9 protein-coding genes and 1 pseudogene are annotated in these 15,527 nt (G+C 68.3%); 4 read left to right on the forward strand and 6 right to left on the reverse strand.

Translation table 11 applies throughout. The features are described 5' to 3' along the window. Positions 1-89 precede the first annotated feature (89 nt). From FCH28_RS25745 to FCH28_RS25765, 5 genes and pseudogenes are all read right to left on the reverse strand, one after another. Positions 90-2,447, reverse strand: a complete 2,358-nt coding sequence (locus FCH28_RS25745; RefSeq protein WP_136742515.1) for a terpene synthase family protein — start codon at positions 2,445-2,447, stop codon at positions 90-92. 172 nt (positions 2,448-2,619) lie between these two features. Then, positions 2,620-3,360: pseudogene (locus FCH28_RS25750) on the reverse strand (DUF4185 domain-containing protein); the annotation flags it as partial. 26 nt (positions 3,361-3,386) lie between these two features. After that, positions 3,387-4,871: a tetratricopeptide repeat protein gene (locus FCH28_RS39420; protein ID WP_136742516.1), complete on the reverse strand. Its 1,485-nt coding sequence runs from the start codon at positions 4,869-4,871 to the stop codon at positions 3,387-3,389. Continuing rightward, positions 4,868-5,284 carry a hypothetical protein gene (locus FCH28_RS25760; protein ID WP_136742517.1) on the reverse strand — a complete coding sequence of 139 codons (417 nt, stop codon included), beginning with the start codon at positions 5,282-5,284 and terminating at the stop codon, positions 4,868-4,870. Before FCH28_RS25760 ends, FCH28_RS39420 begins: the two co-directional genes overlap by 4 nt. 87 nt (positions 5,285-5,371) lie before the next feature. Further along, on the reverse strand, positions 5,372-6,466 hold the full coding sequence (locus tag FCH28_RS25765; RefSeq protein WP_136742518.1) for a ferritin-like domain-containing protein: 1,095 nt from the start codon (positions 6,464-6,466) through the stop codon (positions 5,372-5,374). A gap of 369 nt (positions 6,467-6,835) precedes the next feature. Here FCH28_RS25765 and FCH28_RS25770 point away from each other — a divergent pair, with 369 nt between their 5' ends. From FCH28_RS25770 to FCH28_RS25785, 4 genes are read left to right on the forward strand one after another with little or no spacing between them, the layout of a single operon-like run. Further along, complete coding sequence (locus FCH28_RS25770) at positions 6,836-8,308, forward strand: Dyp-type peroxidase (protein WP_222852450.1); 1,473 nt, start codon at positions 6,836-6,838, stop codon at positions 8,306-8,308. A gap of 6 nt (positions 8,309-8,314) precedes the next feature. Beyond that, positions 8,315-10,450: a flavin monoamine oxidase family protein gene (locus tag FCH28_RS25775; protein ID WP_136742519.1), complete on the forward strand. Its 2,136-nt coding sequence runs from the start codon at positions 8,315-8,317 to the stop codon at positions 10,448-10,450. Then, positions 10,447-12,339, forward strand: a complete 1,893-nt coding sequence (locus FCH28_RS25780; RefSeq protein ID WP_136742520.1) for an alpha-keto acid decarboxylase family protein — start codon at positions 10,447-10,449, stop codon at positions 12,337-12,339. The genes FCH28_RS25775 and FCH28_RS25780 overlap by 4 nt, the downstream gene beginning before the upstream one ends. After that, complete coding sequence (locus tag FCH28_RS25785; RefSeq protein WP_136742521.1) at positions 12,336-14,009, forward strand: flavin monoamine oxidase family protein; 1,674 nt, start codon at positions 12,336-12,338, stop codon at positions 14,007-14,009. Before FCH28_RS25780 ends, FCH28_RS25785 begins: the two co-directional genes overlap by 4 nt. A 132-nt stretch (positions 14,010-14,141) precedes the next feature. Here FCH28_RS25785 and FCH28_RS25790 read toward each other — a convergent pair whose 3' ends face one another. After that, positions 14,142-15,470 carry a class I SAM-dependent RNA methyltransferase gene (locus FCH28_RS25790; RefSeq protein ID WP_136742522.1) on the reverse strand — a complete coding sequence of 443 codons (1,329 nt, stop codon included), beginning with the start codon at positions 15,468-15,470 and terminating at the stop codon, positions 14,142-14,144. Between the last annotated feature and the right edge of the window lie 57 nt (positions 15,471-15,527).

The following is a 15,527-nucleotide window of genomic DNA, read 5'->3' on the forward strand; positions in this document are numbered from 1 at the left end:
CGCGGCGCAGCGGCTGGGCCCCCGTACCGCGTTCCGTACGGGGCCCGGCCGGCGCCGGCCAGTCGACAAGTTCCTTGCGCCCGCGTCCGTTATCCCGCGCTCAGGCTCGGCACCGGCGGAAGAAGTCGCGCGGCCGAGGTGCCCAGCCCCGTCGGTCCGGCGAGCCAAATCGGTGCGGTCAGTCCGTGGCTCAGGTATTCCTCGCGGTAGCGGCGGCAGTCCTGGTGCCAGGTGAGAATTCCGGCCATCCAGTTCTCCAGCTCCTTCACATAGCCGGCGAGAACCGCACGTGCATCTTCGGAGAGCTTGAAGTCGTCGTAGACGATGGGGAGTTCATTGGCCGCTACATGCTGGAATTCGTGCATACGGGACGTCATCAGGTCATGGATGATGGTCAGCGCGGTCGGGTAGTCGCAGTCGAAGAAGTTCTGGACGACCAGGATGCCGTTGTGGACCTCGCCCTCGTACTCGATCTCCTTCTGGTAGGAGAAGACGTCGTTGAGCAGACAGGCGTAATCGGCGGCGGCGTTCTCCAGTGAGCGCATCGGGCCGGTGCGATAGATCTCGGGCGGGACCTGCCGCCCGTGTCCGATACGGCTCAGGGCCATCGTGAGGTCGGAGCCGAAGGTCGCCCGGCGCATCTCGATGTAGTCGACCGGGTCGGGGATACGATTCAGCGCCTGGTTTTCCAGCTCCCAGAGCCAGCTGGTGAGCATCTTCTCGATGGTGGCACGGAACGTCACCCGCGCCTCGGGAGTCATCGGACCCGCCGTACGGGTCCACAGGTCCGCAAGGCCGCGTTCGAGGGCGTTGGCCGGTTCGATCGTGGGCGCCGAGGAATCGACGGTCATCAGCTCCAACAGGCGCGCGGTGCACTCCTTGGCCGCGGCCAGAGCGCGGGTCCGTCCGAAGACCGCGGGGTAGTAGTCGTCCGCGTAGGTGCCCCAGGCCAGCCACTCGGAGTCCAGGTCGAGTTGTTCCGGGCCGGCGTCCGGGTGGAGGCCGGCCGCGCAGAGCGCGAAGTCGTAACGGGCCATCGAAGGCTCGTCCCACACACCGGAGAAGGGCACTCCGGGCTGCGGCTGGAGCATGCCCATACGGTGCGCCCACGCGATGACGTTTCGGCGGGAGGCGTCCAGATGCGGGCTGAGCGTGGTGGTGAACGGCATGTAGATGTCGGGGATTTGGGACGGCCCGACCTTTGTGTACGGGACGTGGCTGTGGCTGCGGAGGCGCTGCCCGAAATCCCTGGCGAGCGCCGTCTTCAAGTCGGCCGCCGAGGTACCGAGGCCGCTGAGGGCGAAGGGCGACCAGGGCACGGAGGATTCGGGAGGGGAGGAGGATTCGGAGGACGTGGGTGACAGGGATGACGAGAGGGAGGACGGCGGGGACGACGACAGCTGGGCCCCGGATGCCGTGCCGGCCGCCGCGCCGAGTCCCGCCTCTGCTGCCGCTCCCCCGCCATTCATGTACCGGCTGGACCGCATATGCCATTCGTGACCGCCGGACTGCCAGTCCTGGAGCCCCTTCGCATACGCCAGAACATCCGCGCAGGACCGCGGGTCGAGCCCCTTCTCCACGAAAAGCGCCGGGAGTTCGCCCAGCACGGTGTTCTCGAACTGCTGGAGTCGCGAGGTGATGAGTTCGTTGACGGCGTCGGCGGCCTCCTGCGTGGTGCAGTTCAGAAATGTCTCCAGCACCAGAACGCCATTGCTCAGCTCTCCTTCGTCCTCCGTCTCCCGCTGGTAGGAGAAAAGGTCGTTACGCAGATGTACGGCGTCGGAGAAGGTGTCCTTGAGGACCCTCAGGGGACGCGAATCGGCTACCGCCGCGGGCACCTCGGCGCTGGTCGCGAACTCCACCAGTCCCGCCGACCACGGCGCTCCGCCGACCTTGCGTCGCATCTCGATGTACTCGACGGGATTGGGCACGCGGTGGATATTGATATTGGACAGTTCCCACAGCGATTCATTGAGCAGATGCTCGGTCGCCTCGGCGAACCGCGCCCGCCAGTCCATGGACATATGCGGAACGGTGCGCGTCCACAGATCCGCCAGTCCCGCTTCGACGGGATTTGTCGGCTCGGGCATGGGCGTGGACAGATCCATCGGCATAAAGGCCGGCAGCCGGTCCAGATACTCCTTGCCGCCCTCGCGGTCCAGCGTCCGCTTGAACCTCTCCAGGAAGTGGTCGTCGAAGAAGAAGACCCACACATACCAGTCCGTCACCAGCGAGAGCGCCGGCTCCGGGGCGTCCGGGTGTGTATAGGAGCACAGCAGGGCATAGTCATGTGCATCGAGGTCCCGCTCCTCCCAGATGCCCGATCCTTCGAGCATCCCCATGCTGCGGGCCCATGTTTTCGAGTGCTTCCGCGCCTCCTCCAGATGCGGGTTCAGCCGTGCCGGATAAGGGGTGTAGAAGCTCGGCAATTCGAATGGTTGTGTCATCGCTGCTGACCTCTCCCGATACGCACGGAAGGAAGGCGTGCCGCAGTACGCCCCCCCTGACGGGCACAGCACTACCCCGGGGTGCGCCGCGGTAGACGTCGCGATCGGATCTTCAGCCCGGCATTCCCGAGGCCCGCTCACGCATTCGAACTGCCCCTGAATTCCTTACCGTTCAACAGCCGGCAGGAGCGTCGACGGAACCCCGATATTGCATGACCCGGTAGTTCTTGTCGTCGTACCACTGACTGACCGCGATATGGAAGTTGTCCAAGGTCGAGCCAGGAATGATGAATCCGCCGTACGGGCTGGTGACGAGGAGCCCGCCCTGCTGGTCGGGTGGGCCGTTGACGATGAGGGTCTGCTCGGGCGTGGTGAACAGGTCCGAAGTCGGCAGCGGGAAGACCTGGCCCTGATCTCCGGCTGGTTCAGCGGCGCCGGCGCCATGTCCAGCCAGGTGAAGGCGTACCCGCCGCCCATCGCGCGCAGGCAGATCTCGCCCCAGGTACGGGGCCTGGCGACGGCGGTCGGCGGATTGCCCCAGGCCCAGTTGCCGTCGGCGAACCCCCCATGGCTCGTACGCGGCGGGGTCGCCGACCTGGTCGTGGCCGACGCGGTGCAGCAGCAGGCCGGAGACCTGCCGGCGGTTGAGCTCCGACGACAGGACGTAGCAGAAGCCGTCGTCGGCCACCGCGTAGGTCTTCTGCTGGAACTGCCCTTCATACAGGCCGCGATCCCATTCGCAGAGGTACTCCCAGGTCTCCCCGTCGTCGGTGGAACGCCAGAGGTCCGTGTGATGGGTGTCGTAGATCGGGCCGCGCATGAGGTGCAGGTACATCGAGTCGCCGATGATGAACACGTCGGACGGCAGGACGGTCGTGTAGCGTTCCGGGCCGCCCGGGTGGTCCGGAGGCACCGGCAGATGACAGGAACCGCCACGGGCTACCGGGCGGTGCCTGCCGGAGTGCCGGGTCCGCCGGCACTGTCGAGCAGTGTTCGGGCGGTGCGCGTACGAGGGTGATCGGAGCCGAAGGCGCGGTCGCAGGCGCGTGCCGCGTCCTCGGCCAGGCGCCGCGCGTCGTCCCATGTCAGCTTGTCCAGCCTGGCGTTGGTGCCCGCCGTGCGGTCGAGAAACCGGACCACGGGGGCCGGGAACATGCCGACGGCCCGCGACCGGCTCGCGCCCTCCTCCTGCAAGGAACGGAGCGCCGCCACGGTCACCTCCGCATGTGCGAGGCGGATCAGCGCGTCGTCCCGTGGACTGTCCCGTTCGAGTGCGGCCGTGTCGCGAAAGGCGAGGGCGTCGCGGACCAAGGAGACGGCTTCCAGCCACAGACGCTGCCGGCCGAGCACCCGTGCCCGATGCAACTGGCCCAGTATGCGCGCCGGGTGCGCGGCGCCCAGGACCCGCCAGTACAGCCCGACGGCCGTGAACAGCAGCCGCTCGCACTCGGCGTAGCGGCGTTGCCCGTAGAGTGCGTCGGCCAACGCGTGCTGTACGTCGGCGACATGCGCCAGCACATCGCAGTCGACCGGGGAGAGCCGGCTCGTGAACGGGCCCTTGGAGTTCTCCCGGAGCATCTCGGCCAGGCTGGGGCCGGTGCGGCCGGCCAGCGACAGACCTCGTCCGCTCGCCTTCTGTTCCGCCTGCGCGAGCAGCGGACGGAGTACGGCTTCCGCCTCGCCGAAGTGGCCGCAGTGGTTGTGGAGTTGGCCGAGTGCGAGGGCGTCGGCGGCTCTGGCGTCCGATTCGCCGAACCCGGTCGCCGCTCCGGTGCGGGATCCGGTAGCGGGCCCGGCGGCCCCGGCCGTCGACTCGACGGTCCGGTCGGCGAACGGCAGGGCCTCCTCGTAGCGTCCGCGCCTCTCGTACGCGTCCCGTACCCGGCGCGCGGCGGCGACCGGCCGTACGTGATCACGGCCGGGGCGCCACAGCAGCGCCATCACATGCGGAGCGAAGAGGTCCAGCTCCGGGCCGTCGGGGGACCGGGGCATGGCGTGGTCCAGCAATGCCGCGGCACAGGTGCTCAGTTGTGTGCGTGCGTCGTCGGTCAGCTCCCTGGCCGCTCGCGTGACGGCTGCCGGGTCCGCTCGGACGCACGCGACCGGCGGACCGGGAGCGGGAGCGGCCGCGGGTTCGGCGTCCGCCCCGCTCGGAGCACCGGACGCCGCCCGCAGCGCGTCGAGTTCGGACGCCACCCGCTCCGCCGACAGTCCCGGCATACGGACGGCGGCCACGGCCTCGGGGGACAGCACGGACACCGGGAGCGGGGCGTCGGCGAAGCACGACAGCAGGTGCGGCAGCGAGAACCGGGCCGGCTTTCCGGGGGATTCGCCCTGCTGATAGGTGATGTGCAGATCACGGGCGGCCTGGTAGCTCTGCGCCTGGTCGCGCGCGTCCGACCGGAAGGACGCCCCGTCGCTCATGGCTTCTGCACTCGCAGGTCGCGCCCCGCCTGGTAGATCTGGGCGTGCCCCTCGGCGCGCGCCTGGAGATGCACGCCGGCGGAGGGAGGTTCCGTGGCCCCGGCCGCGCGCCCCGCCTCCTCCAGTACGCGCCGCAACTCGTCGGCGGCCGCCGGGTCGTCCCGTAGCACCCGCAGCAGTCGTCGCTGCCACTCACCGACCAGTTCCCGTTCCGTCGCGTCGCCGTCGTCGCCCTCGGTCCGGGCCTCGACGAGTTCGGCACGCGCCTCGTCGAGGTCCCGGCCGACGGCGTCGGCGTCGGCGGGCCGAACCCGCCGCCACAGTGCGACCACACCCTCCCTGGCCTGGCCCCAGGCCTCCGTCACCATCAGCCCGACCAGGGCCGTACCCGCACTGGCAAGGATCGGATCCACCACTCCACCGCCCCGTTCCGGCACACCGTTTCGCCATCGTGTGGTCAACAGCGTGGCACGGCGGCGGAGGGGTGCGCCGCGGAACGGTCACTTCCTGCGGTAGAGGAACTCCGGTCCGTAGGTGCGCCCGCTGCCGTCGGGAAGCGGGATGACGACGATCTGGGAAGCGATCAGGCGCATCTCCCCCATGGCGCCGATGGCCTTCCCGATCAGTGCCTTCGATCCGTCTTCCGTCAGCCAGGCGTCCTCGAGGTAGCGCAGCATGCTGGTGTAGGTCTCGTTGAAGCTGTCCAGCAGTTTCTGGGTGTCCGTGTCCGGCCGGTTGATCGGGTCTCGCTGCCAGCCGCCGCGCGGGACCATCGCCACCGGATGGGCTCGGGGCAGTTCGACGGGCGGGCCGGTGAACTCCCACTTGCCCGACGTGGGGTTCTTCTCCAGTTTCTTACCGTGGAACATCTGCCGGAACGTGTAGTAATGCGCGAGCTCATCTTTGTAGCCGGGGTAGGGATTCACGGGTGACGCACTGGTCCCCTCTCCCTGCTCCTTGATGATGTCGATCGCCTTCTCGATGGCTGCGAGGTTCCTCAGGGGAACGATGTCGTTCCCCTTGCCGTGCTTCACACCGAGCGGGAATTCGACCTGGCGCGCTCCCGTGATCTCCGACTCCGGGATGGTCCTGAAGGTGTCCAGGATCTTGTTGTAGAACACACCGATGGAGGTGTAGGTCTCGCCCGCCTGGAGTCCCATCGTGACAATCGGCGTTTCCGGCTTCTCGATTTCGGAGAACAGTTCCACCGAGTCCCTGTTCAGTCCGCTGAGGAAGGCGCGGATACAGGGGCGTACGCCGCCGGGGAGCGGCCCGGGGTACTTGGGGATGACCGCCTCGTCGGCGATGAAAGGGGTGCCGCCGATGGTGGTGAGCATGTTGCACACCAGGCCCATGTGGGACATCTCATCGAAGATGATCTCCCGGATATCGCGGTAGATGGTGTTCCCGCTGTCGTCGTCGAGGTTCTGCTCAATCGACCACAGGGCGATGGAGTACGGCGGAATGGTGGCGATCTCGATGAGAATGGCTTGCTGCAGGGCCTCTCTGAGCCATTCCACACCGCATTCCTCGGTGGGTGTGCGGAGCAGCCGGGTGATGGTGTCACTTTCGTAGCGGGGCATGATCGCGGTCATGTCGGCTCCTTGACGGATTCGGTCGGCACCCCTCGCGGTGCATCCCTGACTCTGCTCACTGCGCGGCGTCGTCCACCGCGACCGACGCGAACTCACTGGTTCGAGTAGCGCCCGTGCTCCAGTTGGCGCCGGTGCTTCTGCGGGCCGTCGGATTCGATGTTGGGCTGACAGCGCAAGCCGTGCGTCGGCTGTTTCGGTGTGCCCTTGCGGCTGGTCAGTCATATGCCCCAGGCAAGCGCCATATTGCACCGGAAGCATCGCTAAGCACCCCACCGGACTTCGGGCAGGGCCACGTCACGTCCCGAAAACGGCACGTCACAAGGCTCCGCACAGGACTCCGGGCACAACCCAGAGAAGGAGAAAACACGAGTGACCACGATCTCCGCGCGTCCCACAGCCGTACCGCCCATAGAGCAGATGCCGGTACCGCCGTTGCGCCGATCCAAGGAAATCCAGGGCAATATTCTCGCGGCCTTCAACAAGGACTACATGGCTTTCCGCTATGTGTGCTTCCCCGACGACGGGGGTGTCGGCGGCCGTGGCTGGCTGTCCGTCATGTTGAACACCGTCGCGGTGACCGCCGCCGTCGAGGACTTCAACGAGGAGTTCTCCCTTTCCCGCCGGGCCTACGGCCAGGACCCGTCCCTCACCGCCACCTGGGTCGGGGTTTCCCTGACGTTCCCGGGCCTGCTCGAAGTCGCCCGCGAACCCGACAAGGTCAGGCAGGATCTGGCGTCGTTCACCTCGTTTGTGAAGGGCCCCGCGGAAATGGCGGAGCAGCTCGGCGACGAGGGTCCGAGCGGCCCCGAGCGCTGGCTGTTCGGTTCGGGCCATACCGGTGTCCACGCCGTACTGATCGTGGCCGCCGACTCGGAAGAGGCGCTGAACGACAAGCTGGAGAACATCGCCGCCGCGGATTCCGCGCACGGTGTGACGGTGGTGCATCAGGACGACGGCCGTACCCTGACCGGCGATCTGCGCGGGCATGAGCACTTCGGTTACCGGGACGGCATCTCGCAACCGGGTGTGCGGGACTTCCACCGCGAGGACCGCGACAATCCCGGGTTCCGGGAGAACCGTCCGGGGGCCGACATGGTCGAGCCCGGCGAATTCGTCTTCGGCCACAAGAGTGAGAGCGGGCAGCCGCCCGAGGGCCCCAAGTGGATGGACAACGGTTCCCTGCAAGTCGTGCGCCGGCTGCGGCAGGACGTCCAGGGCTGGAACGACGCGGTGGTGCGCGAGGCCGACAAATTCACACCACGGCCCATCAGCCCCGAAATGCTGGGCGCGTGCCTGGTCGGCCGCAAGAAGGACGGCACACCTCTCGCACCGGCCGACAACCCGCTGACGGGCGTCGGTTCGAGCGCCAACGATTTCACCTACGCGAACGACGGCGAGGGGAAATTCACCCCCTGCGCCGCGCATATCCGCAGATCACACCCCCGCCATTTCGTGTCGTCACAGAAGCACCGCATCATGCGCCGCGGAATTCCGTACGGTCCCGCCTACACACCGCAATCGGCAGACGCCGACCGAGGCCTGATGTTCGTGTGTTACGGCACCTCGCTGGAGCGGCAGTTCGAGTTCGTGCAGCGGGACTGGTCGAACAGCCCGAAGTTCCTGCCCGGCACGCCCGGCGCCCCCAACGGCATCGACAAGGTGACCGGCCTCGCCCAGTGGGGCGGGGACCCAGACGCGCACATCGTGCTGGCCGACGGCCAGGAAGGCACCGTGTCGATGGACAGATTCGTCCAGACGACCGGCGCGGTGTACGCGTTCACCCCCTCGATCAGCACCCTGCGGCGGCTCGCCGCGAACAAGCCCCTGCACGAGAAGGACTGAGGCGCCATGGACAACACCACCCGCAGGGAAAGCACCGGCGTCGAGCGCGCCGAGTGGAAGACGTTCCAGCAGCTGGCGCGCGAACTCCTGTTAATCGGTCCCGAGCCGGCCAATGAGGACCTCAAGCTGCGCTACCTCGACGTACTGATCGACAGCGGGCTCCCGCAGGCGAGCGAACCCAAGCGCGTACTGATCGTCGGAGCGGGCATCGCCGGTCTCGTGGCCGGCTCGCTGCTCAGCAGCGCCGGACACGACGTGACGATCCTGGAGGCCAACGCCAACCGGGTCGGGGGCCGCATCAAGACCTTCCACACCAAGAAGGGAGAGCCGTCGCCCTTCACCGACCCCGCGCAGTACGCGGAAGCCGGGGCGATGCGGCTGCCCAGCTTCCACCCGCTGACGCTGGCGCTGGTCGACAAGCTCGGCCTGAAGCGACGGCTGTTCTTCAATGTCGACATCGCCCCCGGGACGGGCAATCAGCAGGCCCCGGTCCCACCGGTCGTCTACCGCTCGTTCAAGGACAACAAGGTATGGACGAACGGCGACCCCAGCCCGGAGTTCAAGGAGCCGGACAAGCGCAACCAGACCTGGATCCGCACCAACCGCCAGCAGGTCCGGCGCGCCCAGTACGCCAAGGACCCCTCGGGGATCAACGGGGGCTTCCAGCTCACCGGCTGCGAAACGCGGGTGACCGTCGCCGAGATGGTCAACCAGGCCCTGGAGCCGGTCCGCGACTACTACTCGGACGTGGTCGGCGGGAAGCGGGTCGACAAGCCGTTCAAGCAGTGGCTGGACGGCTGGGCCGGGGTCATCCGCGACTTCGACGGCTATTCGATGGGCCGCTTCCTGCGCGAGTACGCCGGGTTCAGCGACGAGGCCGTCGAGGCGATCGGCACGATCGAGAACATGACCTCGCGGCTGCACCTCGCGTTCTTCCACACCTTCCTGGGCCGCAGCGACATCAACCCGGACGTCACCTACTGGGAGATCGAGGGCGGCAGCCGCAAGCTCCCGGAGGCGCTCGCCAAGGATCTGCGGGACCAGATCGTGATGGGCCAGCGCATGACCCGGCTGGAGTACTGGGACCCGAGCCGCGACGGGGCGCACAACGGGCTGGTCGGACCGGGCGGATCCGCGGTGGCGATCCAGACGGTTCCCGAGGGAGACCCGTACTGCGAGCCGGAGACGTGGTACGGCGACCTGGCGATCGTCACCGTCCCGTTCTCCGGTCTGCGCTTCACCGCGGTGACGCCGCCGTTCTCGTACAAGAAGCGGCGCGCCGTCATCGAGACGCACTACGACCAGGCCACCAAGGTGCTCCTGGAGTTCTCGCGCCGCTGGTGGGAGTTCACCGAGGCGGACTGGAAGCGGGAACTCGACGCCATCGAACCCGGCCTCTACGAGTACTACCAGCAGCGGGGAGAGGACGGGGCCGAGGCGGCCGCGGCCGTCCCGCAGAAGCTGCGGAAGCTGCCCACCGGGCTGCTCGGCGCCCACCCGAGCGTCGACGAGAAGCGCATCAGCGCCGGGCAGGTGGCCTACCTGCGCAACGAGCCGCCGCGCGGCGGCACCGTGCGACCGGCCACCAACGTCTTCGGCGGCGGTTCCACCACCGACAACCCCAACCGGTTCATGTACTACCCCTCGCATCCCGTTCCGAGGAGCAAGGGCGGGGTCGTGCTGGCCGCCTACTCCTGGTCGGACGACGCCGCGCGCTGGGACTCCATGGAGGACGACGAGCGCTACGGGTACGCGCTGCGCAACCTCCAGTCGGTGCACGGCCGCCGTATCGAGGTGTTCTACACCGGTGCCGGCCAGACCCAGAGCTGGCTGCGCGACCCGTACGCATGCGGTGAGGCCGCGGTCTACACCCCGCATCAGATGACCAGCTTCCATCTGGACGTGGTACGGGCCGAGGGCCCGGTCCACTTCGCCGGTGAGCATGTGTCCCTCAAACACGCCTGGATCGAAGGCGCGGTGGAGACGGCCGTACGGGCCGCCATCGCCGTGCACGAGGCCCCCGCGCCGGGCGAGGGCGCCGTTCCCCTGCCGGCCGAGGCGCCACGCGAGCGCAGGGCGGCGGCCGCATCGTCGGACGGGCATCGATCGGACCGGCCACGAGAGGAAGTGCTGACCTCATGACCACCACAGCAAAGACCTGCACGGTGGCCGAGTACCTGGCCGTCCGGCTGGAACAGCTCGGCATCACCCATCTGTTCGGCGTCCCCGGCAACCACCTCGGCCCGTTCCTGTCGACGCTGCACGAGAAGACCGGGGTGCGCTGGGTGGGCACCCCGACCGAGGGCGGCGCCGGCCAGGCCGCCGACGGCTACACCCGGGTGAAGGTCGCCGACGCCGAGATCGCGCTCGGCGAGCAGGGCATCGGCGCGGCCGCCGTCACCTACGGCGTGGGCGCGTTCAACCTGCTCAACGCGGTCGGCGGCGCCTTCACCGAGTACGTGCCGCTGATCGCCATCAACGCGGCCCCCACCTACGAGCAGTGGCTGAACCAGCAGGCGATCGGGCTGCTCACCTCGCATATGTCGCAGCGTCCGGAGAGCAATCTGGACATCTACCGGCAGGTGACGGTGGACGCCCAGGCCATCTCCAACCCCGGTCTGGCCCCCACCCAGATCGACGGCGCCCTCACCGCCTGTCTGTCCCACCGGCGGCCGGTCTACCTGGAGGTCATGGAAGACGTCTGGGAGGCACGGTGCCCGGCACCGCGCGGCCGTCTGACGCGCCGGGAACGGCCGCCGACCGCGCAGAACAGACGGATGCTGGACACCGCGGTCACCGCATGTGTGGACCTGGTCCGGCGCTACCGCAATCCGGTGCTGTGGGCCGGCGAGGAGATCGACCGCTTCAACCTGTCCGAGGAGTTCGAGAAGCTGGTACGGGAGACCCGGATCCCGTTCTGCACCACCGTCGGCGCCAAGTCCGTCGTCTCCGAGTACACCCCGGGCTTCTCCGGCGTCTACAACGGCAAGGCCAGTCATCCGGACGTGGCCAAGGTCTTCCAGAACGCCGGCTGCCGCATCGGGCTGGGCTCCTGGGCGACCTCGAAGAACCTCGGCGGCAAGCGGTCGATCGGCGAGGACTGGGCGGTGGCCGCCCACGAGGGCGTCCACGTCGGCGCCTCGTACTTCCCGGACGTGCAGCTCGCCCAGTTCATCCCCGCGCTGCGGGAACGCCTGGTCGTCGAGTTCGGCGCCGGTGCCTTCGCGGCGGACTACTTCGCCCGCGCCTACGAGGACGGCCTCGACGTTCCCGAGAGCACCGCCGCCCACCTGTCCTCACTGACCGGCGGCCGCTATCCGGAGAACGTGACGTACGACAGCTTCTTCCGGCACATCAACGCCTTCCTGGAGTCGCAGACCGAGGAGGAGCAGTCCGGTGCGCTCAGCCATCCGTTCACCGTGGTCAGCGACGCCGCGTTCGCGTTGATCGGCTCGATGAACCTGCGTATGGCGGAACGCGCCTCCTATGTGGCGCAGAACAGCTGGCTGTCCATCGGCTACTCGGTCGGCGCGGCCACCGGGGTGGCGCTGGGCCGTCGCTCCACCGGGAAGCGCCCCATGGTCTTCGTCGGCGACGGCTCGTTCCAGGAGACCTGCCAGGAGCTGTCCACCCATGTCCGGCACGGGCTGCGCCCCATCGTGTTCGTCCTGGACAACGAGGGCTTCTACGGCATCGAGCAGATGCTCGTCCACCCCTGCTACTACAAGGGCGCGGTACCGGCCTCCGACGGCGCGGACTTCTACAACAACCTGCATCCGTGGCGGTACGAGGAACTCGCCAAGGTCTTCGGCTCCGAGAAGCAACCGATGCACGGAGTCGCCGTCCGAAAGCACGACGACCTCGAAAAGCTGCTGAAGCAGATCGCCGAGCCCCATGACCCGATCAACCGGGGCCCGATCGTCGTGCGGGTGAAGCTGGCGCGGCACGACTACCCCCGGGCGCTCCAGTACAAGATCGACGAGAACTGTCCGCCGCCCGTCGGCGAGCCCTTGGAAGGGAGAGTGGGATGACCACCGCCAACAAGCAGCGGACGGCATCGGCGAACGGTCCCGCCGGCGACTCGGCGAAAGCGCTCCGGCACGCCATGAGCGGTCTGTCCGGGCCGGAGGCCATCGGATGGACCGGCACCGTAGGGCCCGAGGGAACGCCGGGCGGCGGCGAGCGGGTACTGATCCTCGGTGCCGGCGTCGCGGGCCTGACGGCCGCCTACGAGCTGAGCAGGCTCGGCTATCGGTGCACCGTCCTGGAGGCGTCGCAGCGCGTCGGCGGCCGCAACCGCACCGCACGCAACGGCGACGAGCTCTACGAGGTCGACGAGTCCGGGGAGCTCACCCACACGCACACCTGCGCGTTCGACGACGGCATGTACCTCAACCTGGGGCCGGGCCGGATCCCGTACCACCACCGGCGGGTGCTCAAGTACTGCCGCGACTTCGGCGTGGAGCTGGAGCCGTACGTCATGGAGACCACGGCGAACCGGGTCCGTCCGCCGCATGCCAAGGTGGCCTGGCCCAACCGCCGGGTGGCGAACGACACCCGCGGCCATATCGCGGCCAAGCTCCACGAGACGCTGCACGACCTCGACAATTTCACCGATGAAATGCGCAAAATGCTGCGGGTGTTCGGTGCGCTCGACGAGAACGGAAAATACCGCGGCACCACCCGCTCCGGATATCTGGCCCCGCCCGATATCGAGGAGTGGCCCACCCCGGCCCCGCCGCTGTCGTTCGAGGACCTGGTGAATTCGGGCTTCTGGAAGGCCCGCTTCTACCAGCCGATCGACTATCTGTGGCAGGCCACGATGTTCCAGCCGGTCGGCGGCATGGACCATATCGTCAAGGCGCTGGCCCGCGAGGCGAAACGGGCCGGGGCGAAATTCGTACTCGGTGCCGAGGTCACCGACATCAAGATCGACAAGCGCGACAAAAACGGCACCCGCGTCAGCGTCAGATATGCGAAGGACGACGACCTGTTCACCGCCGAGGCGCGCTACTGCGTCAGCAACATCCCGATCCCGGTGCTCCGCGACATCGACCGCACCAACTTCACGACTCCCTTCGAGAACGCCATCCAGGCCGTCGACTTCGAGAAGACCTGCAAGGTCGGCTGGCAGGCCAACCGCCGCTTCTGGGAAGGCGACCTCGACAGCGTCAGCGACACCGAAGGCATCTACGGAGGCATCAGCTGGACCGGCCACAACATCACCCAGCTGTGGTATCCGTCCAACGACTACTTCTCCGACAAGGGAACTCTGACCGGCGCCTACAACTTCCAGAAGCAGGCGGAGGAACTCGGCAACTGCTCCCCTGCCGAACGTCTGGAAATGGCCCGCAAAGGCGCCATGGAACTCCACCCGGAGTTCAAGAACAGAGACCTCGTCCCCGACGACAAGGGCGTCACCATCGCCTGGCACAAAGTGCCCCACCAATTGGGCGGCTGGGCGGCCTGGAAACCAGATGAGCCCGCCCACAAAACGGCGTACAAACAACTGCTCCAGCCCGAGGGAACCGACGCGTTCTACATCACCGGCGACCAGATCTCCCCACTGCCCGGCTGGCAGGAGGGCGCCATGATGTCGGCCCACTACGTGTGCCAGCAGATCATGGGGATCATGCCTCTCTCGGCCCCCGAGGAGGTCGCGGTGCCCGACTCGGTCGCGTTGACGCAGGGTCTCTTCTGACCGAGTCGCACGATCCGCCCGACGGGCGCTCGACCGGCCCCCGCATCCGGCATGGGTGCGGGGGTCCGGCGCGTTCGAGCTCCATGGCCTCCACCGGCCCCCGAGCCTGCCTCCGGCCCAGGAGCCCCCGGCTCAGCGCTGCTTTCCGCTGGGTTCCAGAATCGCCACGCACTCCACGTGATGCGTCATCGGGAACAGATCGAACGCCCGCATCCTGCGCGGCACATACCCCGCCTCCGCGAAGTACTTCAGGTCGCGGGCCAGGGCCGCCGGGTCGCAGGCGACGTAGGCGATGCGGCGCGGGGTGAGGGCGGCGAGTTGGGTGACGGTCTTCTTGCCGGCGCCGGCGCGTGGGGGGTCGAGGACGATGAGGTCGACGTCGGTGATGCCGGTGCGGGGGAGGATCTGGTCGACCTTGCCGTGTTCGATGCGGACGCGGTCGAGGTCCTGGAGGTTGTGGCGGGCGTCCTCGACGGCCCGCTTGCCCGACTCGATGCCGAGGACCGCGCCCTTGTCGCCGACGCGTTCGGCGAGGGCGCCGGCGAAGAGGCCCACGCCGCAGTACAGGTCGAGGGCCATGTCGCCCTTCTTCGGCATCAGGCCCTGCATGACGGCCTCGACCAGGAGGTCGGCGGCCTTCGGGTGGACCTGCCAGAAGCCGCCGTTGCCGACCCGCCAGGTGCGGTCGGCGGCGCGTTCGCGGACGAAGGGGCGGCCGTGGACGCGGTGGACGGAGCCGTCCTTCTCGCTCACCCGCATGACCGACACCGGCTTGTCGAGTTCGACGATCGGGAGGCGGCCGCCGGGCTTGGGGGTGAGGACGACCTGGCGGTCGTGGGAGCCGGTGGCGGCGATGGCCTCGACGGTGGCGATCTGCGGCCACTGGCGCTTCTCGATGCCCAGTTCCGAGACGCCGGGGGCGGCGATCATGCAGTGGGAGATCGGCTGGACGTCGTGCGAGCGGTGCTTGCGGAGGCCGACCTGGCCCTCGTCGTCGATGGCGTACTGGACGCGGGTACGCCAGGCCGGCACCTCGCCCTTGGCGACCTTGTCGCCCGGGGCGGGCTCGACGGTGCCGTCCCAGCGGGCCTCCTCCGGGGAGAGACCGGCCAGCCGCTCCAGCTGCTCGGCGATGACGGCGCCCTTGAAGCGGCGCTGGGCACCGGGCGCGGCGTGCTGCCAGTCGCAGCCGCCGCAGCGGCCGGGGCCGGAGAAGGGGCAGGGGGCCTCGACCCGGTCCTTGGAGGCGGTGCGGATCTCCACGGCGTCCGCGCGGAGGAAGCGGGCGCCTTCTTCGCCGTCGGTGACGCGGGCGATGACGCGTTCGCCGGGCAGGGCGTGGCGTACGAAGAGGACCTGGCCCTCGGCCGTACGGGCGATGCAGTGGCCGCCGTGCGCGACCGGGCCGACCTCGACCTCGTACTCCTCCCCTACCAGCGACTTCTTGGGTTCGGTCTGCATGGTGGGAGGGCTCCAGGGGTGCGGGGGAGTGAGCATGACGGCCGGCCTCCGGGCGGG

Origin of the sequence: Streptomyces piniterrae, assembly GCF_005048155.1 — a bacterium.
GTDB lineage: Bacteria > Actinomycetota > Actinomycetes > Streptomycetales > Streptomycetaceae > Streptomyces > Streptomyces piniterrae.